27 protein-coding genes and 1 riboswitch are annotated in these 23,101 nt (G+C 68.3%); of the genes, 12 read left to right on the top strand and 15 right to left on the bottom strand.

Annotated elements, in window-relative coordinates:
* Positions 1-179 precede the first annotated feature (179 nt).
* A complete protein-coding gene (locus tag ACREEF_RS02020) occupies positions 180-737 on the top strand; it encodes a DUF3828 domain-containing protein (RefSeq protein WP_431563945.1) in 558 nt (185 codons plus the stop codon).
* 349 nt (positions 738-1,086) lie between these two features.
* On the opposite strand, the gene ACREEF_RS02015 is transcribed toward ACREEF_RS02020, so the two are convergent.
* The 3 genes from ACREEF_RS02015 to ACREEF_RS02005 are packed head-to-tail and all read right to left on the bottom strand — an operon-like array spanning position 1,087 to position 3,403.
* Positions 1,087-2,004 carry a bifunctional riboflavin kinase/FAD synthetase gene (locus tag ACREEF_RS02015; RefSeq protein WP_431563944.1) on the bottom strand — a complete coding sequence of 306 codons (918 nt, stop codon included), beginning with the start codon at positions 2,002-2,004 and terminating at the stop codon, positions 1,087-1,089.
* A 29-nt stretch (positions 2,005-2,033) separates the two neighbouring features.
* Positions 2,034-2,495, bottom strand: a complete 462-nt coding sequence (locus ACREEF_RS02010; RefSeq protein WP_431563943.1) for a MaoC family dehydratase — start codon at positions 2,493-2,495, stop codon at positions 2,034-2,036.
* Between the two features lie 38 nt (positions 2,496-2,533).
* Positions 2,534-3,403: a TIGR01459 family HAD-type hydrolase gene (locus ACREEF_RS02005; RefSeq protein ID WP_431563942.1), complete on the bottom strand. Its 870-nt coding sequence runs from the start codon at positions 3,401-3,403 to the stop codon at positions 2,534-2,536.
* Between the two features lie 108 nt (positions 3,404-3,511).
* Between ACREEF_RS02005 and lspA the strand changes: the two genes are divergently transcribed.
* Both lspA and ACREEF_RS01995 read left to right on the top strand, forming a co-directional pair.
* Positions 3,512-4,039, top strand: a complete 528-nt coding sequence (lspA, locus tag ACREEF_RS02000) for a signal peptidase II (protein WP_431563941.1) — start codon at positions 3,512-3,514, stop codon at positions 4,037-4,039.
* A gap of 68 nt (positions 4,040-4,107) precedes the next feature.
* Positions 4,108-4,674, top strand: a complete 567-nt coding sequence (locus ACREEF_RS01995; RefSeq protein WP_431563940.1) for a DUF3035 domain-containing protein — start codon at positions 4,108-4,110, stop codon at positions 4,672-4,674.
* A gap of 72 nt (positions 4,675-4,746) precedes the next feature.
* Here the strand turns inward: ACREEF_RS01995 and ispH are convergent, their stop codons facing one another.
* Entirely contained in the window at positions 4,747-5,718 is a 972-nt protein-coding gene (gene ispH / locus ACREEF_RS01990; RefSeq protein WP_431563939.1) for a 4-hydroxy-3-methylbut-2-enyl diphosphate reductase, read from the bottom strand.
* Positions 5,719-5,867: 149 nt separating this feature from the next.
* Here ispH and ACREEF_RS01985 point away from each other — a divergent pair, with 149 nt between their 5' ends.
* From ACREEF_RS01985 to ACREEF_RS01975, 3 genes are read left to right on the top strand one after another with little or no spacing between them, the layout of a single operon-like run.
* The gene (locus ACREEF_RS01985; protein ID WP_431563938.1) at positions 5,868-6,527 is read left to right on the top strand and encodes a Tat pathway signal sequence domain protein; all 660 of its coding nucleotides are present in this window, start codon (positions 5,868-5,870) and stop codon (positions 6,525-6,527) included.
* A 4-nt stretch (positions 6,528-6,531) separates the two neighbouring features.
* Positions 6,532-8,334 (top strand): arginine--tRNA ligase, encoded by a 1,803-nt coding sequence (argS, locus tag ACREEF_RS01980; protein WP_431563937.1) that lies wholly within the window; start codon positions 6,532-6,534, stop codon positions 8,332-8,334.
* A gap of 50 nt (positions 8,335-8,384) precedes the next feature.
* Positions 8,385-9,395, top strand: coding sequence for an adenosine deaminase (locus ACREEF_RS01975; RefSeq protein ID WP_431563936.1), 1,011 nt, complete (start codon positions 8,385-8,387; stop codon positions 9,393-9,395).
* 178 nt (positions 9,396-9,573) lie between these two features.
* Here ACREEF_RS01975 and pncA read toward each other — a convergent pair whose 3' ends face one another.
* Positions 9,574-10,206 (bottom strand): bifunctional nicotinamidase/pyrazinamidase, encoded by a 633-nt coding sequence (pncA, locus tag ACREEF_RS01970; protein WP_431563935.1) that lies wholly within the window; start codon positions 10,204-10,206, stop codon positions 9,574-9,576.
* 3 nt (positions 10,207-10,209) lie between these two features.
* Positions 10,210-11,178: a class 1 fructose-bisphosphatase gene (locus ACREEF_RS01965; RefSeq protein WP_431563934.1), complete on the bottom strand. Its 969-nt coding sequence runs from the start codon at positions 11,176-11,178 to the stop codon at positions 10,210-10,212.
* A gap of 112 nt (positions 11,179-11,290) precedes the next feature.
* Positions 11,291-11,389, top strand: a riboswitch (glycine riboswitch).
* A gap of 162 nt (positions 11,390-11,551) precedes the next feature.
* On the opposite strand from ACREEF_RS01965, the gene gcvT reads away from it, so the two are divergent.
* The 6 genes from gcvT (at position 11,552) to ACREEF_RS01935 (ending at position 17,284) form a co-directional block, all read left to right on the top strand.
* Complete coding sequence (gene gcvT, locus ACREEF_RS01960; RefSeq protein WP_431563933.1) at positions 11,552-12,667, top strand: glycine cleavage system aminomethyltransferase GcvT; 1,116 nt, start codon at positions 11,552-11,554, stop codon at positions 12,665-12,667.
* Between the two features lie 12 nt (positions 12,668-12,679).
* The gene (gene gcvH / locus ACREEF_RS01955; RefSeq protein ID WP_431563932.1) at positions 12,680-13,045 is read left to right on the top strand and encodes a glycine cleavage system protein GcvH; all 366 of its coding nucleotides are present in this window, start codon (positions 12,680-12,682) and stop codon (positions 13,043-13,045) included.
* A gap of 119 nt (positions 13,046-13,164) precedes the next feature.
* Positions 13,165-14,511, top strand: a complete 1,347-nt coding sequence (gcvPA, locus tag ACREEF_RS01950) for an aminomethyl-transferring glycine dehydrogenase subunit GcvPA (RefSeq protein WP_431563931.1) — start codon at positions 13,165-13,167, stop codon at positions 14,509-14,511.
* A gap of 14 nt (positions 14,512-14,525) precedes the next feature.
* Positions 14,526-16,106: an aminomethyl-transferring glycine dehydrogenase subunit GcvPB gene (gene gcvPB / locus ACREEF_RS01945; RefSeq protein WP_431563930.1), complete on the top strand. Its 1,581-nt coding sequence runs from the start codon at positions 14,526-14,528 to the stop codon at positions 16,104-16,106.
* A 170-nt stretch (positions 16,107-16,276) separates the two neighbouring features.
* The gene (locus ACREEF_RS01940) at positions 16,277-16,699 is read left to right on the top strand and encodes a hypothetical protein (RefSeq protein WP_431563929.1); all 423 of its coding nucleotides are present in this window, start codon (positions 16,277-16,279) and stop codon (positions 16,697-16,699) included.
* A gap of 117 nt (positions 16,700-16,816) precedes the next feature.
* Positions 16,817-17,284, top strand: a complete 468-nt coding sequence (locus tag ACREEF_RS01935; protein WP_431563928.1) for a DUF6789 family protein — start codon at positions 16,817-16,819, stop codon at positions 17,282-17,284.
* Between the two features lie 76 nt (positions 17,285-17,360).
* Here the strand turns inward: ACREEF_RS01935 and ACREEF_RS01930 are convergent, their stop codons facing one another.
* The 9 genes from ACREEF_RS01930 to ACREEF_RS01890 form a co-directional block, all read right to left on the bottom strand.
* Complete coding sequence (locus ACREEF_RS01930) at positions 17,361-17,876, bottom strand: F0F1 ATP synthase subunit B (RefSeq protein ID WP_431563927.1); 516 nt, start codon at positions 17,874-17,876, stop codon at positions 17,361-17,363.
* Position 17,877: 1 nt separating this feature from the next.
* Positions 17,878-18,510, bottom strand: a complete 633-nt coding sequence (locus ACREEF_RS01925) for a hypothetical protein (RefSeq protein WP_431563926.1) — start codon at positions 18,508-18,510, stop codon at positions 17,878-17,880.
* 83 nt (positions 18,511-18,593) lie between these two features.
* On the bottom strand, positions 18,594-18,818 hold the full coding sequence (locus ACREEF_RS01920; RefSeq protein WP_105562970.1) for a F0F1 ATP synthase subunit C: 225 nt from the start codon (positions 18,816-18,818) through the stop codon (positions 18,594-18,596).
* 57 nt (positions 18,819-18,875) lie between these two features.
* Positions 18,876-19,640 carry a F0F1 ATP synthase subunit A gene (locus ACREEF_RS01915; protein WP_431563925.1) on the bottom strand — a complete coding sequence of 255 codons (765 nt, stop codon included), beginning with the start codon at positions 19,638-19,640 and terminating at the stop codon, positions 18,876-18,878.
* Positions 19,641-19,690: 50 nt separating this feature from the next.
* Positions 19,691-20,053 carry an AtpZ/AtpI family protein gene (locus ACREEF_RS01910; protein WP_431563924.1) on the bottom strand — a complete coding sequence of 121 codons (363 nt, stop codon included), beginning with the start codon at positions 20,051-20,053 and terminating at the stop codon, positions 19,691-19,693.
* A 181-nt stretch (positions 20,054-20,234) separates the two neighbouring features.
* Positions 20,235-20,900 (bottom strand): SMC-Scp complex subunit ScpB, encoded by a 666-nt coding sequence (scpB, locus tag ACREEF_RS01905; RefSeq protein ID WP_431563923.1) that lies wholly within the window; start codon positions 20,898-20,900, stop codon positions 20,235-20,237.
* Positions 20,897-21,724, bottom strand: a complete 828-nt coding sequence (locus ACREEF_RS01900; RefSeq protein WP_431564024.1) for a segregation and condensation protein A — start codon at positions 21,722-21,724, stop codon at positions 20,897-20,899. The genes scpB and ACREEF_RS01900 overlap by 4 nt, the downstream gene beginning before the upstream one ends.
* A 3-nt stretch (positions 21,725-21,727) precedes the next feature.
* Positions 21,728-22,777: a beta-N-acetylhexosaminidase gene (gene nagZ / locus ACREEF_RS01895; RefSeq protein ID WP_431563922.1), complete on the bottom strand. Its 1,050-nt coding sequence runs from the start codon at positions 22,775-22,777 to the stop codon at positions 21,728-21,730.
* A gap of 21 nt (positions 22,778-22,798) precedes the next feature.
* On the bottom strand, positions 22,799-23,101 hold a 303-nt coding region (locus ACREEF_RS01890; RefSeq protein WP_431563921.1), incomplete at its 5' end, for an SPOR domain-containing protein.

The raw sequence follows: 23,101 nt of genomic DNA, 5'->3' as shown, positions 1-23,101 counted from the left end.
TTGGACGGCATCGGCGATATTCGATCCCGACGTGCGCGGGGCTGACCAGCCCTGGCGCTACGCCGGGCGGCTAATCGAAATCGGACGGATCTCGCGAACGGTCATGGTTGAAACGGTCTAGCAGACCGGGCGGCGCCTGCGCCATAGTCGAAGCGAACACAGGAACGGGAGGCGGGCGAATGCGCGTTCAGGCGATCATGACGGCGGCGGCGGTGCTGGTTTTGACGGCGGCGGCCTGCTCCCCCGCCGAGGAAAAGGCGCCCGCCCCGGCCGAGGCGCCGCTGACCGGGCGCGCGGCGATCTACGCCGCGGGCGAGAAGGACGCCGAGGCCTTCGTGCGCGCCCTCTACGCCGGCGCCTCCTCGCCCTCCACGACGCCGGACCCGGCGGCGGCCGCGATCAGCCCGGGTCGCGACCCGCTTTATTCCCGCCCCCTGAACGCCCTGGTCGGCGCCGACTTCCACGCGGCCAAGGGCGAGGTTCCCTATCTGAACTACGACCCGGTCTGCGCCTGTCAGGACACGGACGGCTTCGCCCTGACGTCGCTGAAAATGACGCCGGAGGGCGACAAGGCCGCCTCGGCCGAGGTCGTCTTCACCAACCACGGCGAGACGCACCGCCAGACCCTGAAGCTGGTCAAGGAAGGCCCCATGTGGCGCATCGCCGACGTCATCGACGACAAGGGCAAGTCCCTGCACGACGTCCTGATGGCCATCGCCGAGAAGGCCGGGGGCTAGCCGCAAGGGCCTACACGGCCCGGCGCGCGGCGGACGTTCTGGTAGCGAGTCGTCCGCCCCTGTCAGAGCGCCTGCTGAAAGCGATCGAGCACAGCCAACGAAAAGCAGAATTACCGTCGTTCCGGCGGCTCAGTCCCTGACGGGTGCTCGGTAAGCTCCAAGGACCACGCATCGGCCGAACGAATAAGCTCGATCTCAAACGAGGGCCCTCGCCCCCCGGAGTTCATATACCAACACCGAACGCGGTCGTTCTCCGCTGACAAGAACTCAATGAACTCCGCATGGACATATGATCCGATCACAGAAGAAATTTCTTCAGCGACATCCATGCTGGTGATGCGCGCAACCTTCAGAGCACAGCCCTCGCCGCCACTGCGTCGGCCTCGATCTGGACCTTGAGCGCATCCAGGCTGTCGAACTTCATCTCGCCGCGCAGGAAGGCGACCAGTTCGGTCTCCAACGTCTGGCCGTAGAGGCTCTCGTTGAAGTCCAGCAGCCAGACTTCCAGCAAGGGTTGTTCGACCTCGAACATGGGACGGACGCCCAGGTTGGCGACGCCGCCGATGACGCGGCCGTCGGCCAGGCGGGTGCGCGTGGCGTAAACCCCGTAGGCGGGGCGCATATAGTCGCCCAGGGCCACGTTGGCGGTGGGCACGCCGATGGTGCGGCCGCGCTTGTCGCCGTGGATCACCTCGCCCTGGATGGCGAAGGGGCGGCCCAGGATGGCGGCGGCGCGGTCCATGTCCCCAGCCTTCAGCGCCTCGCGCACGGCGGAGGACGACAGCTTCAGGCCCGAGGCGTCGTCGATGCGGTCGGTGACGGAGACGGTGAAGCCCTGGGCCTGTCCATAAGCCCGCAACGCCTCGGGCGAGCCGGAACGGCCCTTGCCGAAGGTGAAGTCGAAGCCGACGGCGGCGTGGGCGACGCCCAGACCTTCGGACAGGACCCGACGGGCGAACTCCTCGTCGCTCATCGCCGCCATCTCGGCGTCGAAGGGGATCAGATACAGGCGGTCGACGCCCAGAGGCGTGAGCGCCCGCGCCATCTGGTCGGCCGTCATCAGGCGAAAGGGCGCGGCCTCGGGCTGGAACAGGCGACGCGGATGCGGATCGAAGCTGACCACGGCCAAGGGGACGCCCAAGCGCTCGGCGGCGGCGCGGGCCGAGGCGATCACCGCCTGATGGCCCCGGTGGACCCCGTCAAAGGCGCCGACGGCGACGGCCGCGCCGCGTTGCGAGGCCGGCAGGTCGCGCCAGCCGCGGATCACTTCGACGGTCCTGGAGACCACCTCGGGCCTCAGCGGGCCGAAGGCTTGCGGCGGCGCGGCACGCGCACGACGGCGACGCCGTCCATGATCAGCTTGTCGCCGACGAAGCCTTCGCACTTCAGTTCGACGCGGGCGCTGTCCGTCTCCATCTCGATCACCGTGATGACGATGCGAACCGAATCGTCGATGCGGACCGGGAAGTGGAAGGCCAGGGTCTGCGAAATATAGATCGACCCGGCGCCCGGCAGGATGGTGCCGACCACCGCCGAGCCGAAGGCGGCGCTGAGCAGGCCGTGGGCGATTCGTCCGCGATAGGCGGTCTTGGACGCGAAGGCCTCGTCCAGATGCACCGGATTGAAGTCGTCCGACGCCTCGGCGAACAGGCGAATCCGGTCCTCGGTGACGTGGACGGTCTTCTCCGCGGCCATGCCGACGTGGAGTTCGTCGAGGATGTAACCGCCCGACGGATGCTGTGTGACGTATTCGACCATGAGCGGGCTTTACGGCAGGTGCGACGAAATGGCGAGCCTCACCACGCCAGTTCGAGCGCGGCGTAGCGGGCGAAGGTCGTCTCGGCCCGGAGCAATTCGCCGGCGAGGGCCGGGTCCAGCGTCCCGTCCGGCCCCTTGGCGGCGTCGCCGTGGATGCCCTGGGCGATGAACAGGCAATCCAGCGCCTGTTCGGCCGCGCCCAGGACGTCGGTGATCACGCCGTCGCCGATGCACAGGACGCGCGAGCGATCCACGGGCCGCCCCATCAGCTTCTGCGCCTCGCGCAGGGCCAGTTCGTAGATGGGACCGAACGGCTTGCCGGCCATGACCACCCGGCCGCCCATGGATTCGTAGAGATCGGCGATGGCGCCGCCGCAATAGATGATGCTGTCGCCCTTCTGCACGATGCGGTCGGGGTTGGCGCAGATCAGCTCCAGATCGCGCTCGACCGCCGGGATCAGCCGCTCGCGGTAGTCCTCGGGCGTCTCGGTCGCGTCGTCGTAGAGGCCGGTGACGGAGAGGAAGGCGGCGTCCGACGCATCGTGGGCGCTGTCGAGGTCCAGGCCCTCATAGAGAACGAAGTCGCGATCCGGGCCGATGATCCAGGCCGGGCCGGGGGCGCGGCGGGCCAGTTCGACGCGGGTGGCGTCGCCCGAGGTGACGAAGGCCTTCCAGGCGCTGCGCGGCACGCAGAGCGCGTCCAGCTGCGCCACCACGTCCGACGAGGGACGCGGCGAGTTGGAGATCAGGACGACATGGCCGCCCTTTTCGTTGAACCGGATCAGGGCCTCGCAGGCCGTGGCCCAGCTCTCGCGGCCGTTGTGGATCACGCCCCAGACGTCGCACAGCAGGATGTCATAGTCGTCGGCGACGGCGGACAGGCGGGGCAAGGCGTGAGGCAAGGTCATGCGCCGGTTATAGCCGCCGGAACGCCGGGGGAAAGGGCGCGGCTGTCCGACGCTGCGGTCGCTTTCCCTCTTCGCCCTCGCCCCGCTTCCTGCTAACCGGCTTGGAACATGAAAATTTCTCGCCTCGCCTATGCCGCCTACGGCATCGCCCTCGTCGTCATCGTCCTGGACCAGCTGACCAAGGCCTGGGTTCTGGGCGCCATCGACGCGGCCCACATCTCGCAGATCCCCGACGGCTATCGCATCGCCGAGGTCATGCCGCCGGTCTTCAACCTGACCTATGTGTTGAACACGGGCGTCAGCTTCGGCCTGTTCGGCGGCGGCGCGGGCCGCTGGATTCTCAGCGCCTTCTCGATTCTGGTGGCGGCCGCCCTGGCTTGGTGGGCGACGCGCTCGGACCGAAAGCTGATGATCGCGGCCATCGGCCTGGTCATGGGCGGCGCGCTCGGCAACGTCTTCGACCGCATCCGTTTCGGCGGGGTCGTGGACTTCCTCGATTTCTCGGGAACGGGCCTGTTTCCGTGGATCTTCAACGTCGCCGACGCCGGCATCACCGTCGGCGTCGTCCTGCTGATCCTCGACAGCTTCCTGTCGGAACGCCGCTCTACGGTTGGCGCGGCCCACGAAAAGTCGTAATCACCCCCTCTTCACTATCGTCCCGAGCCAGCGCCACAGGGCGCGCCTCCCGGAGCCGAGCTGACCTTATGCGTATCCGCAACGCCGCTACCGTGGCCCTTCTCGCCGCCACCGCCCTCAGCCTGACCGCATGCGCAAGCATGAAACAGAGCATCGGCCTGTCCAAGGTCGTGCCGGACGAGTTCGTCACCGTCGCCAGCGCCCCGCTGGCCGTGCCGCCGGAATACGGCCTGACCCCGCCGTCGCCGGGCCAGCCGCGCCCGCAAGAACTGGCCCCCGAAAGCGCCGCCCGTCAGATTCTGCTGGGTCAACGCCAGGCCGTGACCCGCACCGGCGGCGAGCAGGCCCTGGTGACCCAGGCCGGCGCCGACCGCGCCGATCCCCTGGCCCGCTATGTCGTCGACGACGAGTTCGGCGACCTGGCCCACAAGGAAGAAAGCTGGGCCAACCGCGTCATGTTCTGGCGCAAGGACGACCCGGCGACCCAGGCCCCGACCGTCAGCCAGTCGGCCGAGGGTTCGCGCACCATCGACGCCACCACCGAACAGGCCCGTCTGCAGGCCCTGACCGGCGGCCAGCAAGGCATCGCCATCACGCCGCGCCGCGACAGCCGCTTCAAGCTGCCGGGTCTGTAAGGCAGGGCCGGAAGGCCAGGAAATCAGGGGCGCGTCCGTTCGCCGGACGCGCCCTTTTCTTTTATCCGTTGCTCAGACCGTCAGGGCGCGCGGCAGCTTGAACGAGACGGTCTCGCGCGCGCCGTCGTCCTCGGTCACCACGGCGTCGAATCGGGCGCGGATGGCGTCGATCAGGGCCTCGATCAGCGGCTCGGGGGCCGAGGCCCCGGCGGTGACGCCGACCGTGGTGACGCCGTCGAACCACGACCAGTCCACATCGCCGGCGTCATCGACCAGACGGGCGTCGCCCGCCCCGGCCTTCAGCGCCACATCGACCAGACGGGCCGAGTTGGACGAGTTCTTCGACCCGACCACCAGCACCAGCTGGCAGCCCTCGCCCAGACGCTTGACCGCCTCCTGCCGGTTGGTGGTGGCGTAGCAGATGTCTTCCTTGTGCGGGTCCGGCAGCTCGGGGAATCGCCGCTTCAGCGCCGCCAGGATGTCGGCGGTGTCGTCGACCGACAAGGTGGTCTGGGTGGCGTAGGCCAGCGGTTGATCGCCGGGGCGCTGGAAGGCCTCCGCGTCCGCCACCGTCTCGACCAGGCTGATGGCGCCGGGCGGCAGCTGGCCCATGGTGCCGACGACCTCCGGGTGGCCGGCGTGGCCGATCAGGACGATGTGCCGGCCCGCCGCATGGTGGCGCTCAGCCTCGACGTGGACCTTGGAGACCAGGGGGCAGGTGGCGTCGAGGAACAGCATCTCGCGCGACCGCGCCGTCGCCGGCACCGACTTGGGCACGCCGTGGGCCGAAAACACCACCGGCCGGTCGTCGGGGCATTCGTCCAGCTCCTTGACGAAGACCGCCCCCATGCCCTTCAGCCGCTCGACGACGTGGCGGTTGTGGACGATCTCGTGGCGCACATAGACGGGGGCGCCGAATTTCTCGATCGCGCGCTCGACGATCTGGATGGCCCGGTCGACCCCGGCGCAAAAGCCGCGCGGCGTGGCCAGGCGCACGTTCAGCGGGCGGCGATCAAAGGCGGAGGGCGAGACAGGCGCGTTCATGGCCCGGAACCTAGTCGCTTGCGGCCCTTCCCGCCACCGGGCGCGTGGTCGCGTTTGCCGCGCCTCGCTTTAGCCGCTATCAGCATCGAGCGTGCACCGGTCGGCGCCGACTGTCGCGCGCTCCCTTTCGCTTGCCGGAAATGAAATTGATGCGTCGCGTCTTCACTGCCCTGGCCGCCCTGTCGATGACAGCCGCGCTTGTCCCTTCGACCGCCTCCGCCCAGTTCAGCGGCCAGCGAGGCCAAGGTCAGCAACAGCAGCAACAACAGCAGGAAGAGCCGAGAAATCGCCCGGTCCGCATCGCGCCGCTGAACCGCCGCGCCAACGCCGGTCCCTGCCCCTATGTGAAGGTGCTGTACGACGCCGCGCGTTACGTCGAGATGACCGATTTCAACCGCCCGTCCACGGCGACCGTCGGCTTCACCGGCGAGATCGAAGGCGTCGCGGCCGACTGCGTCTATCGCGACGCCGATCCGATCCGGCTGGACATGAACATCCTGTTCAACCTCGGCCGCGGCCCCCAGGCCAGCGGCGACGCCCGCACCTATCGCTACTGGGTGGCGGTGACGGAACGGAACACGGCCGTTCTGGCCAAGGAATATTTCGACCTGCCGGTGAACTTCGACGGTCAGACGACGGCCACGGTCCAGGAAGCCCGCTCCATCGTCATTCCCCGCGCCGACGCCACCACCAGCGGCAATAATTTCGAGGTCCTGGTGGGCTTTGAGGTCACGCCCGAAATGGCGGACTTCAACCGTTCGGGCAGCCGTTTCCGCCCGAACGCCGGCCAGACCCAACCGAACCCCTAAGAACATGACCGATCTCAAGACCTCTCTCAGCGAAGCGGTCGGAGCCGCCTTCGCCGCCGAAGGCGTGGACAAGGCCCTGGCCCGTGTCGTCGCCTCCGACCGTCCCGACCTGGCCGACTTCCAGTCCAACGGCGCCCTGGCCGCCGCCAAGGCGCTGAAAGCCAATCCGCGCGAACTGGCCGCCAAGGTGGCCGAACGCCTGGCCGCCGATCCACGCCTGTCGTCGGTCGAGGTCGCCGGTCCCGGCTTCATCAACCTGAAGCTCTCCGACGCCGCCCTGTCGCAGCGCGCCGCAGAGGTCGCCACCGACGAAGTCCTGGCCGGCGCCTCGCTGAACACGCCCTCGCGCAAGGTCGTCATCGACTACGCCGGCCCGAACGTGGCCAAGCCGATGCACGTCGGCCACCTGCGCTCGTCCATCATCGGCGAGAGCCTGAAGCGGCTGTTCCGCTTCCGCGGCGATGCGGTCTGGGGCGACGCCCACTTCGGCGACTGGGGCTTCCAGATGGGCCTGCTGATCACCGCCTGCGGCGACGAAGGCCTGGGCCTGGCCTTCATGGCCGACGGCGACGGTCCCTTCCCCGCCGACAGCCCGGTGACGCTGGAAGACCTGGAGCGCCTCTATCCCCAGGCCGCCGCCAAGGCCAAGGAAGATCCCGCCTTCCGCGACCGCGCCCGCAAGGCGACCGCTGAACTGCAAGGCGGCCGCCCCGGCTATCGCGCGCTGTGGGCGCACTTCGTCGCCGTCAGCCGCACCGCGCTGAAGCGCGAGTTCGGCGCTCTGGACGTCACCTTCGACCTGTGGAACGGCGAATCCGACGCCGATCCCCTGATGCCCGAGATGCTGGCGCACCTGAAGGAAACCGGCCTGCTGGTCGAGGACGCCGGCGCCCAGGTGGTCCACGTCGCCAAGCCCGGCGAGACCCGCAAGAAGAAGCTGGCCGACGGCTCGGTGATCGAGGCCCCCAGCCCGCCGCCCCTGCTGGTGGTGTCGTCGGAAGGCTCGGCCATGTATGGCACGACCGACCTGGCCACCATTCTGGATCGCCGCAAATCCATCGACCCCGACCTGATCCTTTACGTCGTCGACGAGCGTCAGGCCGAGCATTTCGAACAGGTCTTCCGCGCCGCCTATCTGGCTGGCTACGCGCCTGAAAAATCGCTGGAGCACCTCGGCTTCGGCACCATGAACGGCGCCGACGGCAAGCCCTTCAAGACCCGCGCGGGCGGCGTGCTGAAACTGCACGACCTGATCACCATGACCACCGACAAGGCGCGCGAGCGTCTGAAGGAAGCCAGGCTCGGCGACGACCTGCCGGAAGCCGAGTTCGAGGACATCGCCCGCAAGGTGGCGGTGGCCGCGCTGAAATTCGCCGACCTGTCGAACAACCGCACCACCAGCTACGTCTTCGACCTCGACCGTTTCATGAGCTTCGAGGGCAAGACCGGAGCGTACCTGCTGTTTCAAGCCGTGCGGATCAAATCCCTGCTGCGCAAGGCGGCGGATCAAGGCGTGGAGTTCGTTCCCATCGCCATCGCCGAACCGGCCGAACGCGATCTGGCCCTGACGCTGGACGCCTTCGACGCGGCCACGGCGGACGCCTATGACAAGCGCTCGCCCAACCTGATCGCCGAGCACGCCTATCGCCTGGCGCAGAGCTTCTCGAAATTCTACGCCGCCTGCCCGATCCTGGTCGCGCCGGACGCGGCGACCAAGGGCTCGCGCCTGGCCCTGGCCGCCGCCAGCCTGCACCAGCTTGAACAGGCGCTGCAGTTGCTGGGCATCGAGACGCCCGAGCGGATGTAACCCCGCGCCAATGTGATAAGGGGAGGCTAAGCCAAGGAGCCTCCCCTTTCATGTCTCTCGACGCCTTCATCGCCGGCCTGCCCAAGGCCGAACTGCACCTGCACATCGAGGGCAGCCTTGAGCCCGAACTGATGTTCGAACTGGCGCAGCGCAACGGCGTCGCCATCCCCTACGACAGCGTCGAGGCCGTGCGCGCGGCCTATGACTTCTCGAACCTGCAGGACTTCCTCGACATCTATTACGCGGGCGCCGCCGTGCTGCTGACGCGTCAGGACTTCGAGGATCTGGCCTTCGCCTATTTCCAGCGCGCCGCCGCCGACAATGTCCGCCACGCCGAGATCTTCTTCGATCCCCAGACCCATACCGACCGGGGCGTGGCCTTCAATGTGGTGGTCGAGGGCCTGATCGCGGGCATGGACCGGGCGAGGGCCGAGCTGGGCGTCACCAGCGGCCTGATCCTCAGCTTCCTGCGCCACCTGTCTGAGGACGAAGCCTTCGCCACGCTGGAAATGGCCAAGCCCTACCTGCACCACTTCATCGGCGTCGGACTGGATTCGTCCGAGGTCGGCCATCCGCCGTCCAAGTTCCAGCGCGTCTTCGCCGCCGCCCGCGAACTGGGTCTGAAGCTGTGCGCCCACGCCGGCGAGGAAGGCCCGCCCGAATACGTCCGCGAGGCGCTGGACCTGCTGGAAATCGACCGCATGGACCACGGCAACCGCTCGATGGAGGACGAGGCCCTGATCGCGCGTCTGGCCGCCGAGCAAATGACCCTGACGGTCTGCCCCCTGTCGAACCTGAAGCTGTGCGTGGTCAAGGACCTGAAGGACCACCCGGTCCCCGAGATGCTGCGCCGCGGCCTGCACGTCACCCTGAACTCGGACGACCCCTCCTATTTCGGCGGCTATGTGAACGCCAACTACATCCAGCTGGCCAAGGCCGTGGGCCTGACCCGCGAGCAGGTGACGCAACTGGCCAAGAACAGCTTCGAAGGCAGCTTCCTCAGCGACGCCGACAAGGCCGCAAGGATCGCCGAGGTGGACGCCTACGCGGCGGCGCACTGAGCCCTTCTTCCGTCATCCTCCGGCGAGCGGAGCGAGACCGGGGAACCCAGCGGCGCCCGTGAGGGCGAAACGTCCACGTGCGACGTCTGCTGCAAAGATCGCCTTCGGCGCCGCTGGGTCCCCCGGTCGGCGCCGCTGCGCGGCTTGCCGGAGGATGACGAAAGAAGAAGAGGCCTGCCTAGCCTAGCAGCAGCGCGGCCTCGATCTCGGCGACGCCCAGCGCCGCGAAGCTCGTCTTGGCGGCCGCCGCCGTGTCCGGCGCAATGGCCCGGCAAGCGTCCTCGATCACCACAGCCTCAAAGCCTTCGCGCACGGCGTCCTCGGCGGTGAAGCGGACGCAGTAGTCATAGGCCAGACCGCACAGGAAGACGCGCTTCACGCCCCGGTCGCGCAGCAGGCCCGCCAGGCCCGTCGCGGTGCGATGGTCGTTCTCATAGAAGCCGGAATAGCTGTCGACCGCCGGGTTGTAGCCCTTGCGGATCACGGCCAGGGCCCTGGTCACGGCGGGCGCGACGTGCGGGTGGAAGTCCGCGCCCGGCGTCCCCTGCACACAGTGGTCCGGCCACAGCATCTGGCGTCCGTAGGCGACCTCGACCTCGGTGAAGGGCGTCACGGCGTCGTGGTTGGAGGCGAAGCTGATCTGGTCCGGCGTGTGCCAGTCCTGAGTGGCGATCACCGTGTCGAAGCGCTCGGCCAACTGATTGATCAGGGGCATGATCCCCGCCCCGCCCTGCACCGCCAGAGCCCCGCCCTCGCAGAAGTCGTTCTGGGCGTCGATGACCAGAAGGGCGTCTGAAGCGGTGATCTTCATGGCTCAGGCCGCCGCGATCTGATCGACCTCGTTGGCCGAGCCCAGGGCCACAGGGATGCGCTGGTGCAGTTCGGTCGGGGTCACGTCCAGAATGGCCTGCTTGCCGTCCGTCGTCGCCTTGCCGCCCGCCTGTTCGATCAGGAAGGCCATGGGGTTGCCCTCGTACATCAGGCGCAGCTTGCCGGGCTTGTTCGGCTCGCGCTTGTCCCACGGATAGAGGAAGACCCCGCCGCGCATCAGGATGCGGTGAACGTCGGCCACCATGGCGGCGACCCAGCGCATGTTGAAATTCTTGCCCCGAGGGCCGTCCGCGCCCCGCAGGCAGCCGTCGACGTAGCGCTGGACGCTCTCGGCCCAGTGGCGCTGGTTCGACATGTTGATGGCGAACTCCTTGGTGTCCGCCAGGACCGTGATCCGCTCGTGCGTCATCAGCCACTGGCCGTCGTGCGACAGGGTGAAGCCCGCCACGCCCTGGCCCGTCGTCAGCACCAGCATGGTCTGACCGCCGTAGAGGCAATAGAGGGCCGCGACCTGATGACGGCCCGACTGCAGGAAGTCGGCCTCGGTCGGCGTGGCCGACGGCGATTTCAGCACCGAGACGATGGTGCCGACCGGGGCGTTGATGTCGATGTTGGACGAACCGTCCAACGGGTCGAACAGGACCAGATACTCGCCCGCCGGATTGGTCGCCGGCTGGACCGTGTCCATCTCCTCCGACGCCACGCCCGCCACGGCCGGGCAGGCCAGCAGCCTGTCGGTCAGCACATCGTTGGAGATGACGTCGAGCTTCTTCTGCTCCTCGTCCTGAACATTGACCGCGCCCGATGCGCCCAGGGCCCCGACCAGGGCCCCGCCCGAGACGATCTTGCGGATCTCGACGCAGGCGGCGGCGGCGACCGTCAGGGTCTGGGTCAGGCCCTGCGGCAGATCGAGGGAGGCCAGGTGGGCGGCGAGGTCGGTGCGGGCGGTCATGGCGGCCTTCAATCCTGTCCGAGAGGGCGGTTCGCGCCCTCATGGCCTGTCGGATCGTTCGCGGCAAGCCCGGTCCCGCTTGACTTCGCCTCGGAGTCGGGGCCTTAGGTCGCACGCTCTCGCGGGAGAGATCGGCGGTCGCGTAGCGGCTGCCGGAGCCGAAGGCGCAACCGCCCCGGAAACGCTCAGGCAAAAGGACCGCGAAAGCGCACGGACGCTGGAAAGTCGCCCCCCTTCCCGGGATTCATGGGCGCGCCGACGGAGCAAGGCCGACCTCTTTTCCGGGGGCGGTCGGAATCTCTCAGGCTTCAGGACAGCGGGGGCGCGACGACGGCGAAGCTATCGCCGCAACCCGCGACCCGGAGGATGCTCGATGAGCGACCAGGCCTTGAAGACCACCCCTCTCAACGCCGCGCACCGCGCGCTGGGCGCCCGCATGGTCGGGTTCGGCGGCTATGACATGCCGGTCCAGTACGAAGGCGTGCTGGCCGAGCACCGCTGGACCCGCGAACACGCCGGCCTGTTCGACGTCTCGCACATGGGCCAGGCCCGCATCACCGGCGCCGACGCGATTCAACAGTTCCAGCGCTTCGTCCCCGGCGACTATGAAATCCTGAAGGCCGGCAAGCAGAAGTATTCCCTGCTGCTCAACGCCGAGGGCGGCATCATGGACGACCTGATGGCGGGCAAGCCCGACCACGACGGCCTCTATGTCGTGGTCAACGCCGGCAACAAGGACGCCGACTTCGCCTTCCTCAACGCCAATCTGGCCGGCGACGCCAAGCTGGTCGTCCTCGACGACCGCGCCCTGCTGGCCATCCAGGGACCGGAAGCCGTCGAGGTCATGGTCAAGCACGAGCCGGCCCTGGGCGAGATGGGCTTCATGGATTCGGCCCGCCTGATGCTGTTCGGCGTCGACTGCTTCGTCTCGCGCTCGGGCTACACCGGCGAGGACGGCTATGAGATTTCGGTGCCGAACGCCGACGCCGAACGCGTCTGGAACCTGCTGCTGTCCGACGCCCGCGTGAAGCCGATCGGCCTGGGCGCCCGCGACAGCCTGCGTCTGGAAGCCGGCCTGCCGCTGCACGGCCACGACATCGACGCCTCGACCAGCCCGGTCGAAGGTGCCCTGACCTTCGCCCTGTCCAAGTCGCGCAAGGAAGCCGCCGACTTCAACGGCGCCGAGCGCATCCTCAAGGAACTGGCCGACGGCCCGTCGCGCGTCCGCATCGGCCTGAACGTCAAGGAAGGCGCCCCGGCCCGCGAAGGCGCCGAGATCGCCGACCTGGACGGAAACCTCATCGGCAAGATCACCTCGGGCGGCCCCTCGCCGACCCTGGGGCACAACATCGCCATGGGCTACGTCCCGCCGGCCTTCGCCGAACTGGGCACGGACCTGAAAGTCATCGTGCGCGGCAAACCCGCCGCCGCCGAAGTCGTCGCCACCCCCTTCGTGGCCACCCGCTACTATCGCAAACCTAAAGCCTGAGAGATCAGACACATGCGCTTCACCAAAGATCACGAGTGGGTTCGCCTCGAGGGCGACGTCGCCACGGTCGGCATTTCCAAGCACGCCGCTGACGCCCTGGGCGACGTGGTGTTCGTCGAGACGCCGGAAGCCGGCAAGACCGTCTCGGTCGGCGACAGCTTCGCCGTCGTGGAATCGGTCAAGGCCGCCTCGGACGTCTACGCCCCGGTCGCCGGCGAAGTGGTCGAGGGCAACGCCGCCCTGGCCTCGGCCCCGGAAACCGTCAACGCCGATCCCGAAGGCGAAGGCTGGTTCGCCAAGATCAAGGTTTCGGACGCCTCGGCGATCGACGCCCTGATGGATCAGGCCGCCTACGACGCCTACCTGACCACCCTGTAAGACCCGCCGTCGTCCCCGGACGGCGCGGCGCGCCGATCCGGGATCGCCGGATTCCCGCCGCTTGAAGCGCACCCGGAGCGTCGCCATCGCGACCTCCGGGATGCCGCCGAGGACCTGTAATGCGCTACCTCCCCCTGACGCCCGACGACCGTGAGGCCATGCTGGCCGCCATCGGCGCCAAATCCATCGACGACCTGTTCATCGACGTGCCGCAGGCCGCGCGCCGCGACGGCTTCGTCGACCTGCCCCGCGTGGCGGGCGAGCTGGAGGTCGAACGCGCCCTCTCGGCCATGGCCGGCAAGAACGCCACGGCTGGAACCGTGCCCTTCTTCTGCGGCGCCGGCGCCTACAAGCACCACGTCCCGGCCACGGTCGATCACGTGATCCAGCGGTCGGAGTTCCTGACCAGCTACACCCCCTATCAGCCGGAAATCGCGCAAGGCACCCTGCAGTACCTGTACGAGTTCCAGACCCAGGTCGCGAACCTGACCGGCATGGAAGTCGCCAACGCCTCCCTCTATGACGGCTCGACCGCCATGGCCGAGGGCGTGCTGATGGCCACCCGCGTCACCCGCCGCAACAAGGCCGTCATCTCGGGCGGCGTGCATCCGCACTACGTCAAGGCCACCGAGACCGTGGTTCACGCCGTCGGCGTCGAGACCCAGGCCCTGACCGCCGCCGTTGACGCCGAAGACGCCGTCATCGCCGCCATCGACAAGGACACGGCCTGCGTCGTCGTCCAGACCCCCAACGTCTTCGGCACCGCCACCGACGTGACGAAGATCGCCGAGGCCGCTCACGCCGCCGGCGCCCTGCTGATCGTCGTGGTGACGGAAGCCGTGTCGATGGGCCTGCTGAAGTCGCCCGGCGAAATGGGCGCCGACATCGTCGCGGCCGAAGGCCAGTCGATCGGCAACGCCCTGAACTTCGGCGGCCCCTACATCGGCCTGTTCGCCACCCGCGAGAAGCTGCTGCGCCAGACGCCCGGCCGCTACTGCGGTGAGACGGTCGATTCCGACGGCCGCCGCGGCTTCGTCCTGACCCTGTCCACGCGCGAGCAGCACATCCGCCGCGACAAGGCCACGTCGAACATCTGCACCAACTCGGGCCTGTGCTGCCTGGCCTTCACCATCCACATGAGCCTGCTGGGCGAGACGGGCCTGCGTCAGATGGCCCTGCTCAACCACGAGAAGGCCGTCGCCACCCGCGACGCCCTGGCCGCCATTCCAGGCGTCGAGGTCCTGACCCCGCGCTTCTTCAACGAGTTCGCGGTCAAGCTGCCCAAGAACGCCGCCGAGGTCGTCCAGACCCTGGCCGACAACGGCATCCTGGCCGGCGTGCCCTACAGCCGTCTGGCCCCGGAAGCAGGCCTGGACAATGTGCTGCTGGTCGCCGCCACCGAGACGACGCTGGACGCCGACATCAAGATCCTGGCGGCTTCGCTCGCCAAGGTCCTGGCGGCCTGAGGGGAGATAGAACCATGAGCACGATGAACACTGTCGGCCGCCCGACCGCCCCGAACGCCCTGCCGGACAACGACTACAAGCACCCGACCCTGACGGGCGCGCGCGGCCTGCTGCAGGACGAGCACCTGATCTTCGAAGGCGAAGGCTGGGGCAAGACCGGCGTCGATCTGCCGAAACCCGCCACGGACGGTTCGGACCTGGGCGACCTGGTCCGCAAGGACCCCATTGGTCTTCCGGGCCTGTCGGAGCCGGAGGCCATGCGCCACTATGTGCGCCTGAGCCAGAAGAACCACGCCATCGACCTGGCCATCTATCCGCTGGGTTCGTGCACGATGAAGCACAACCCGCGCCTGAACGAGAAGATGGCCCGCCTGCCGGGCTTCTCGGACATCCACCCGCTGCAACCGCAGTCGACGGTGCAGGGCGCGCTGGAGCTGATGGACAATCTGGCCCACTGGCTGACGACGCTGACGGGCATGCCCGCGGTGGCGCTTTCTCCGAAAGCGGGAGCTCACGGCGAACTGTGCGGCCTGATGGCCATCCGCGCCGCCCACGAAGCCAAGGGCGAGCATGAGCAGCGCCGCAAGGTTCTGGTCCCGACCTCGGCCCACGGCACCAACCCGGCCACCGCCGCCTTCGTCGGCTATTCGGTCGTCGAGGTCGCCCAGACCGACGACGGCCGCGTGGACGTGGCCGACCTGGCCGCCAAGCTGGGTCCGGACGTGGCGGCCATCATGGTCACCAACCCGAACACCTGCGGCCTGTTCGAGCGCGACATCCTGGAGATCAGCCGCCTGACGCACGAGGCGGGCGCCTACTTCTACTGCGACGGCGCCAACTTCAACGCCATCGTCGGCCGGGTGCGCCCGGGCGACCTGGGCGTCGACGCCATGCACATCAACCTGCACAAGACCTTCTCGACGCCGCACGGCGGCGGCGGTCCGGGCGCCGGTCCGGTCGTGCTGTCGGAAGCCCTGGCCCCGTTCGCGCCCGCTCCGTGGGTCGTGAACACCGGCGACGGCTACAAGCTGGTCGAGCGTGAGGAAGACGAAGCCAAGGACGCCTTCGGCCGTCTGTGCGCCTTCCAGGGGCAAATGGGCATGTATGTGCGCGCCCTCAGCTACATGATGAGCCACGGCTCTGACGGTCTGCGTCAGGTGGCCGAGGACGCCGTCCTGAACGCCAACTACATCAAGGCCCGCCTCGAGGACCTGATGAGCCCGGCCTTCCCCGAGGGACCGTGCATGCACGAGGCCCTGTTCGACGATGAATGGCTGAAGGGCACGGACATCACCACGCTCGACTTCGCCAAGGCGATGATCGACGAGGGCTTCCACCCGATGACCATGTACTTCCCCCTGGTCGTCCACGGGGCCATGCTGATCGAGCCGACCGAGACGGAATCCAAGCAGGAGCTGGACCGCTTCATCCACGCCATGCGTCTGCTGGCCGAGGCGGCGAAAGCCGGCGAAGTGGAGCGCTTCAAGGGCGCGCCCTTCCATGCGCCCCTGCGGCGTCTGGACGAGACCCGCGCCGCGCGCTCGCCGCGTCTGCGCTGGACCGCCCCGGAAGGTTCCAACATCGCCGCCGAATAGGCGTCTGATCGAGGTCTGAAGTGAAGCGCCGTGTCCCTCGGGACACGGCGTTTTGCTTTTCAGGCCCCTCTTACGAAAGCTTCACGCCGACGCCACGGTTCGGCCTTGTCGTCCGTGTCTAGGATAGGCTGACGACGCCTCCCAAGGTCGTCGCTTCATCCTCCTCCCGCGTGACCGCCCTGACCCTCGCCCTGATCCCCTTCCGCGCCGACAGCCGGCCTCGCCAGAGGCCCGGACTGCTGCGCCGGGCAAAGCGTCTGGGGATGATGGCGCTGGGCTTTCTGATCATCGGCCTGGGCATCCTGATCGCCCCCCTGCCCGGCCCCGGCGGGGTGCCGGTCATCGCCGTCGGCCTGGTCCTGCTGCTGCGCAACTCGTGGTGGGCCAAGCGCCAGTTCATCCGCGCCCAGCACGCCCGGCCGAAGTGGGTCTATCCCTTCCGTCGCCTGATGCGAAAGAAGCCCGAGATCGCCCCTGTCTTCTGGCAACAGGCCCTGCGCGCCGAGAAGGCGGTGCTGCGCAAACGGCCCTCGCGGGGGCTGATCCGCGCCCGCAAGCGCGCCCGTCGCGTCCTGCGTCGCGCCTTCCCTTAACAGCGACGCTTCGCCGCACACGGTAACGTGAACACAGCCGCCGCGCGGTCCGTCGCGATCGGCGTATGCTTCCTCTCGCGTAGTCAGAAACCGATAGCGTTGGGAGGCGCTGTTCAAATGATGCCACGCGTACAAAAGGGAATCCTCGCCGGCTTCTCAGCCACCGTCGCGGTTTCCATCCTTGAGGCCGGCAATATGCTGCTCGGCCGGATGTTCGACCCCTTCCCGGGCATCGTGGCCAGGATGTTCGGCCTGTCGGGCAATCTGGCCGCCGGCTGGGCCATTCACTTCGTGATCGGTTCTCTGGTGCTCGGTCCGTTGTTCGCCCTGCTCTACACCCGACTGCCGACCAAGACGCCCGAGACCCGGGGCATCCTGTTCGCCGTGGCGGCCTGGGTGGGCATGATGCTGATCATCACCATGATGGGCGACCCCCGCACCTTCACCGGCAGCGCCGGCTTCGGCACCTTCGGCTGGATGCTGATCACCCACATGGTCTTCGGCGGCGTGCTGGGCAACGTCTATGCCCGGCTGCTGGCGCGCGAGAAACGCGCCGGCTTCATCCACGGCGCGCCTGCTCACTGATTGCGGCGCACCGTTAGAACGCAAAAGGCCCCGCCATCGCCGGCGGGGCCAGATGCGCTTGTCGCTATGACCGCGATCAGTTCAGCTTGTCGCCGATCTGCTTGATGGCGGCGTCGATCAGCGGGTCCGACTTGGCGGCGGCCAGACGGGCGGTCAGGATGTCCTGAGCGGCCTTGACGGCCAGGTCGGCGGCGGCGGCCTTGACCTCGACCGTAGCCTGGGCCTCGGCCTGGGCGATGCGGCGCTCGGCCAGGGCCTGACGGCGAGCCAGGCTCTCCTCCAGTTTGGCCTTGGCTTCGGCTTCGAGGCGGCGTGCATCGGCTTCGGCGGCGGCCAGCATATCGGCGGCCTGGGCTTCGGCTTCGGCCTTCTCCAGACGGATCTGGGCCAGCATGGCTTCGGCTTCGGCGCGCAGGCGGGCGGCTTCATCCAGTTCCGACTGGATCTTGGCGCCCTGGTCGTCCAGGGCCTTGGCCATGGCGCCCGGCACCTTGGCCAGAACCAGGATGCCCAGGAAGATCACCAGACCGACGGCGACCCAGAACTCGGCGTTCGAGAGATCCCAGAAGGCGGCGTGGAAGAAGGCGGGCATATCAGGCGGCTCCCTTGACGGCGGCGTCGGCTTCGGCGGCCGTGGCGGCCTTGCCGGTCAGACGCTCGACCATGGCGCGGGCGGTGTCGGAGGCGATGGTCGAGACATTGGCCATGGCCGCGTCGCGGGTCTTGCCGATGGCGGTCTCGGCCTCGGCGATGCGGGCGTTGACGACGGCTTCCTCGGCGGCCTGACGGGCGTTGGCCTCTTCGGTCACGCGGGCCTTGGCAGCGGCGGCGGTGGCGCGGGCGTCAGCGCGGGCCTTGGCCACTTCGGCCTTGGCGGCTTCGGCTTGCGTCGCGGCCTCGGTCTGAACCTGACGGGCGGCGTCGACGGCGCCGGCGATCGTCCCGGCGCGTTCGTCACGAACGGCGCGCAGACGCGGCAGGAAGACCTTCGACAGCAGAATGTAGAGGACGACGAAGATCAGCAGCAGCCAGACGATCTGACCGGCCCAGTGCTGCATCTCCAGCTGCGGCAGACCACCGGAGCCATGGGCGTCGCCGTGGGCGACTTCGGCCTGATGGGTCGCCTCGGGGGCGGCCACGGGCGCGATCTCACCGTTCTGGACGGTGACGGTCGGCGCAGGCTGGGTCGGGTCTTGCGAGGCGACGCTCGCGATAGGGGCGGCCATGGGCTCTATCCGGTGATCTCAGAAAGACGCGAGCGGCGGAACGGTCGTCAAGACCGCGCCGCCGCCCAGATATTCAGTTCGACTTAAGCGAACAGGCAGAGCAGGCCGATCACGAAGGCGAAGATGCCCAGTGCTTCAGCCAGGGCGGCGCCCAGGATCAGGTTGGTGAACTGGCCGGGAGCAGCCGAAGGGTTGCGCGTGGCGCCTTGCAGGAAGCCCGAGAAGATCAGGCCGACGCCGAGGGCCGAACCGATCATGCCGAGGGTGGCGAGACCAGCGCCGATGTATTTTGCTGCTTCAGCTTCCATGAGAGTAGTTCCTGGTTGGGATGGTTTGAAAGAAGGGGTTGGCGGGCTGGGTCAGCTTTAGTGCTGATCCAGATGCACGACGTCGTTCAGATAGACCGTGGTCAGAACGGCGAAAACGAATGCTTGCAGGAAGGCGACGAGGAACTCCAGCGCAGTGATGGCGACCACGCCGCCCATGGCCAGAACCGCGCCGGGGATGCCGACCAGGCCGAAGGCGCCCAGCGAAACCACGAAGCCGGCGAAGACCTTCATCGCCACGTGACCGCCCAGCATGTTGCCGAACAGACGAAGGGCCAGCGACACGGGACGCAGCAGGAAGGAGATGAACTCGATCGGCGTCACCAGGATCAGCAGGTACCACGGCACGCCCGAGGGGGTGAACAGCTTGAAGAAGCCGATGCCGTTCTTGGCGAAGCCGACGCCGATGACCAGCAGGATGGTCAGCAGGGCGAAGGTGGCGGTGACGGCGACCTGCGAGGTGGCGGTGAAGACCGTGAACATACCCAGCAGGTTCAGCGCCAGGATGAAGACGAACAGCGTCAGGATGAAGGGGAAGAAGGCACGGCCCTGTTCACCCATGATCGAGGTCGCCAGGTCGTCGATGAAGGCGAAGGCCCCCTCGCCCACCACCTGCAACCGCCCCGGCACCAGCTTGGGCTTGGCCGTCACGGCGGTGAAGAACAGGGTGATCAGCACCGCGGCGACCAGCATGGCCAGCACCGAGTTGGTGATCGACAGGTTCACAGCGCCGACCAGCGGCAACTCGACCGTCGGAAGCTCGATCACCGGAGCGATCTGGAACTGGTGCATCGGATCGGCCATGCCGCCCGGTCTCCTAAGTCAAAAGGCCAAACCGCCGTACGACGGTTTGGTCAGAAATTCCGCTCGTCCTCGACCTCGTCGTCGGGAAGATCCTGGGGAGGCCCCAGTTCCTTCAACGCGGCCGCACTCATCTTTCGGGCCGAACGAAGCGCCAGCCAGATCGACATGCCGAAACCGATCAGGGTCCCGGCGATAATTCCCCAAGGCATGGTCCCGACCAGAAGATCGAAACCCCACCCCAGACCCAGACCGACGGCCAGGCCGGCGATCATTTCGCCCATCAGGCGATAGCCGTAGCCCGCCGCGTTCGCCCCATAGTCGGGAGGCGTCGGCGTGGCCCGTGCCTTGAGCGAGTCGGCCTGCTCGTTGAGGCGTTTGATCGCCTCTTCGCGCGATTCCATCGTTGGGGACATGGCCTGTGCGCTCAGCGCCCCGGCAAGGACGCCAAGGCAGGTCTGAATTCGGCGCGGAACCTATAGCCGAGGGGGCCGCAGGTCAAGGCGTGGAACGCGGCCTGCAAGGCCTTGGAATATCTAACCTTCTTCCCCGCTCCAGCGCAGGCGTGGCGATGCGTCGCTGGCGGCGCCGCGACTCTCAGTCCTCGCTGACGAAATCCTGGGCGAACTCGGGCGCGCCGTCGTCGAGACCGGTCAACAGGTCCTCGCCCTCGCTCTCGCCGCTGCGGGTCGGATCGGGCACCTCGAAGCCGACGGGAATCGACAGGTCGAGTAGCCCCGCCGCCTTCATCTCCTGCACGCCAGGCAGATCATAGAGGCTGGCCAGGCTGAAATGCTCGAGGAAGCGGTCGGTCGTGGCGTAGGTGACGGGCCGGCCCGGCGTGCGACGCCGCCCGCGCAGCCGCACGAAGTCCATCTCCAGCAGCAGGTCCAGCGTCCCCTTGGACAGGGAGACGCCGCGCACGCTCTCGATCTCGGCGCGGGTGCAGGGCTGGTGGTAGGCGATGATGGCCAGGGTCTCGAGCGCGGCCTTGGACAGGCGACGCGGCTCCTCGCGCTCCTCGGTCATCAGGACGCCCAGGTCGGCGGCGGTGCGGAAGCGCCAGCGGTCGGCCACGCACTCCAGCTCGACCCCCCTGCCCTGATAGCGCTGGCGCAGGGCGGCGATGGCCCGGCCCGCGTCGGCGCCTTCCGGCAGGCGGCGCGCGATCTCGGCCGCCGACAAGGGCGCGGCGGCGGCGAACAGCAGGGCCTCGACCCGGCGCTCGATCTCGGTTTCGTCGGGGGTGAAGGTCAGGCTCACGGCGTCAGCTCCAGCGGTTGGCCGAAGCCCCGGCGTTTCAGGAAGAGGTCGGCGAAGGCCTCGGCCTGGCGCACGTCCATCGCCCCCTCCTTCACCAGCTCCAGACTGGCCGACAGGGTCGAGGCGGTATAGCTGGCCTGGCTGGGCCCCTCCCCGTCGTCGTCCTCGCGGGCGGGCGCCACCTGATTCAGCGGGGTCCAGTCGGCCAGGCGCGGCATCATGGACCGCAGCCAGTCGCGCGCGGCCTCCAGCTGGAAGGCCTCGACCCGCTGGCCGGGGGCGTAGCGGCGGCGCTCCTCGCGCCGGCGCTGGGCGACATAGGCGGCCATCAGCTCATAGAGGCTGGCGTCGACGCGGTCCGAGGGGATGATGACGGTGGCCTCGGGGTCGCCGCGGGTGAAGACGTCGCGCTTCAGCTGCGGGCGGCTGGTGATGGCCTCGACCGAGCGGCGCATGGCCTCCAGCTTCTGCAGGCGAAACGCGAGCGCGGCGGCCATTTCCTCGGCCGGCGGCTCCTCGGCCTTGCCCTTCTCGTTGCGGGGCAGCAGCAGACGCGACTTCAGATAGGCCAGCCAGGACGCCATCACGAGATAGTCGGCCGCCATGGCGAAGTTGCGCCGCCGGGCCTCGTGAACGAAGGCCAGATACTGTTCCGCCAGCCTGGTGATCGACAGCTTCAGCAGGTCCACCTTCTGCGTGCGCGCCAGCGCCAGCAGGACGTGCAGCGGTCCTTCATAGCCTTCCAGATCGACGACGAAGGCCTCGGCGGCGTCAGCATCATCGACGGCGGCGAAGTCCAGATTGGGCTGGAACGCCTGATCCATCATTTAGGCCTGCGCCTCGCCGACATCCGGCCCCTTGGCGGCGTCGAAGCGACCTGACAACGCCGCCTCCAGTCGGGCGCGGGCCTCGGCTACGTCCAGCGGCTCGACGGCGTGGACGATGCGGTTCAGCGCCGCCTCGGCGCGGCGTTTGGCCTCGCCCTTCAGCTTGCCGGTCCCCTCGGCCACCTGACGCATCTCGGTCAGGTCGCCGTTGCAGTGCAGGACGACGTCGCAGCCCGCCTTCAGCGACTGTTCGGCGCGTTCGGTCAGGGTGCCCGACAGGGCCTGCATCGACAGGTCATCGGACATGATCAGGCCGGAGAAGCCCAGATGCTCGCGCATCAGGCGGATGCCCTTCTTCGACGTCGTGGCCGGGCGCTTGGCGTCGACGGCGGTGAAGACGACGTGGGCCGTCATCGCCATCGGCATGTCCGACAGGGCCTTGAACGGGGCGAAGTCCCAGGCGTCCAGCGTCGCCAGATCGGTCTCGACCACTGGCAGGTCGTGGTGGCTGTCGGCGAAGGCGCGGCCGTGGCCAGGAATGTGCTTGATGATGGGCAGGACGCCGCCCGCCAGCAGGCCCTCGGCCGCGGCCCGGCCCAGCTGGGTTACGGTGGCGGGGTCCTGGGCGTAGGCGCGGTCGCCGATGATGTCGTGGGCGCCCGGCACCGGCACGTCCAGCACCGGCACGCAGTCCACGGTGATGCCCAGCTCGCGCAGGTCGTGGGCGATCAGCCGCGCCCCCAGACGCACCAGTTCGCGCGCGGCCATCGGGTCGTTGACGGCCTTCAAGTAGGCCGAGCCGGGCGGATACTTGGGCCAGTGCGGCGGGCCGAGGCGCTGCACCCGACCGCCCTCCTGGTCGATCAGGACCGGGGCGTCGGCGCGGCCCACGCTGTCGCGCAGTTCATCGACCAGGGCCCTGACCTGAGCGGGGCTGTCCACGTTGCGGCGGAACAGGATGAAGCCCCAGGGCCTGGTCTCGGCGAAGAAGGCGCGCTCCTCCGCCGTCAGCTTATGGCCGGAACAGCCGTAGATGGCGGCGGAGGTCATGCGTCTTCTTTCCGGCTCGTCTTAGCGGACGATGCAGTCGCGGCCGGCGGCCTTCAGCGCGTTGCAGAAGGCCACGGCGCGGTCGCGGCTCAGGCCGGTGAAGGTGGTGCGATAGACGGTCGAGCCGTTGGCGGCGGTGACTTCCTGCACCCGCTTTTCCGCGCCCGAGGCGAACGAGCCGAAGCGCGAGGCGACGGCGGCGTATTCACGATCGGCGATGGCGGTCGAGGAGAAGGCGCCGATCTGCACCCCCGAGGAACCACCGGCGGCGGCCGGGGCCGTCGGAGCAGGCGCGGGCGTCGCCTTGGGCGCGGGGGCCGGGGT

The organism is Brevundimonas sp. (assembly GCF_050729455.1).
GTDB lineage: Bacteria > Pseudomonadota > Alphaproteobacteria > Caulobacterales > Caulobacteraceae > Brevundimonas.
Note: the sequence above shows the minus strand (reverse complement) of the source record. Positions and strands in the feature narration are given on the sequence as shown.

Excerpts from the sequence above, each read along its gene's own strand:
- ACREEF_RS01910 (WP_431563924.1), bottom strand. The coding sequence starts at position 20,053 with ATGTCCCCAACGATGGAATCGCGCGAAGAGGCGATCAAACGCCTCAAC.
- ACREEF_RS01985 (WP_431563938.1), top strand. The coding sequence starts at position 5,868 with ATGCGTCGCGTCTTCACTGCCCTGGCCGCCCTGTCGATGACAGCCGCG.
- gcvT (WP_431563933.1), top strand. The coding sequence starts at position 11,552 with ATGAGCGACCAGGCCTTGAAGACCACCCCTCTCAACGCCGCGCACCGC.
- ACREEF_RS01930 (WP_431563927.1), bottom strand. The coding sequence starts at position 17,876 with ATGCCCGCCTTCTTCCACGCCGCCTTCTGGGATCTCTCGAACGCCGAG.
- gcvPA (WP_431563931.1), top strand. The coding sequence starts at position 13,165 with ATGCGCTACCTCCCCCTGACGCCCGACGACCGTGAGGCCATGCTGGCC.
- ACREEF_RS01920 (WP_105562970.1), bottom strand. The coding sequence starts at position 18,818 with ATGGAAGCTGAAGCAGCAAAATACATCGGCGCTGGTCTCGCCACCCTC.
- ACREEF_RS01925 (WP_431563926.1), bottom strand. The coding sequence starts at position 18,510 with ATGGCCGCCCCTATCGCGAGCGTCGCCTCGCAAGACCCGACCCAGCCT.
- gcvH (WP_431563932.1), top strand. The coding sequence starts at position 12,680 with ATGCGCTTCACCAAAGATCACGAGTGGGTTCGCCTCGAGGGCGACGTC.
- ACREEF_RS01915 (WP_431563925.1), bottom strand. The coding sequence starts at position 19,640 with ATGGCCGATCCGATGCACCAGTTCCAGATCGCTCCGGTGATCGAGCTT.
- ACREEF_RS02010 (WP_431563943.1), bottom strand. The coding sequence starts at position 2,495 with ATGGTCGAATACGTCACACAGCATCCGTCGGGCGGTTACATCCTCGAC.
- ACREEF_RS02020 (WP_431563945.1), top strand. The coding sequence starts at position 180 with ATGCGCGTTCAGGCGATCATGACGGCGGCGGCGGTGCTGGTTTTGACG.
- ACREEF_RS01995 (WP_431563940.1), top strand. The coding sequence starts at position 4,108 with ATGCGTATCCGCAACGCCGCTACCGTGGCCCTTCTCGCCGCCACCGCC.
- ispH (WP_431563939.1), bottom strand. The coding sequence starts at position 5,718 with ATGAACGCGCCTGTCTCGCCCTCCGCCTTTGATCGCCGCCCGCTGAAC.
- ACREEF_RS01935 (WP_431563928.1), top strand. The coding sequence starts at position 16,817 with ATGATGCCACGCGTACAAAAGGGAATCCTCGCCGGCTTCTCAGCCACC.
- pncA (WP_431563935.1), bottom strand. The coding sequence starts at position 10,206 with ATGAAGATCACCGCTTCAGACGCCCTTCTGGTCATCGACGCCCAGAAC.
- lspA (WP_431563941.1), top strand. The coding sequence starts at position 3,512 with ATGAAAATTTCTCGCCTCGCCTATGCCGCCTACGGCATCGCCCTCGTC.
- nagZ (WP_431563922.1), bottom strand. The coding sequence starts at position 22,777 with ATGACCTCCGCCGCCATCTACGGCTGTTCCGGCCATAAGCTGACGGCG.
- ACREEF_RS01975 (WP_431563936.1), top strand. The coding sequence starts at position 8,385 with ATGTCTCTCGACGCCTTCATCGCCGGCCTGCCCAAGGCCGAACTGCAC.
- ACREEF_RS02005 (WP_431563942.1), bottom strand. The coding sequence starts at position 3,403 with ATGACCTTGCCTCACGCCTTGCCCCGCCTGTCCGCCGTCGCCGACGAC.
- argS (WP_431563937.1), top strand. The coding sequence starts at position 6,532 with ATGACCGATCTCAAGACCTCTCTCAGCGAAGCGGTCGGAGCCGCCTTC.
- ACREEF_RS01965 (WP_431563934.1), bottom strand. The coding sequence starts at position 11,178 with ATGACCGCCCGCACCGACCTCGCCGCCCACCTGGCCTCCCTCGATCTG.
- ACREEF_RS01900 (WP_431564024.1), bottom strand. The coding sequence starts at position 21,724 with ATGGATCAGGCGTTCCAGCCCAATCTGGACTTCGCCGCCGTCGATGAT.
- gcvPB (WP_431563930.1), top strand. The coding sequence starts at position 14,526 with ATGAGCACGATGAACACTGTCGGCCGCCCGACCGCCCCGAACGCCCTG.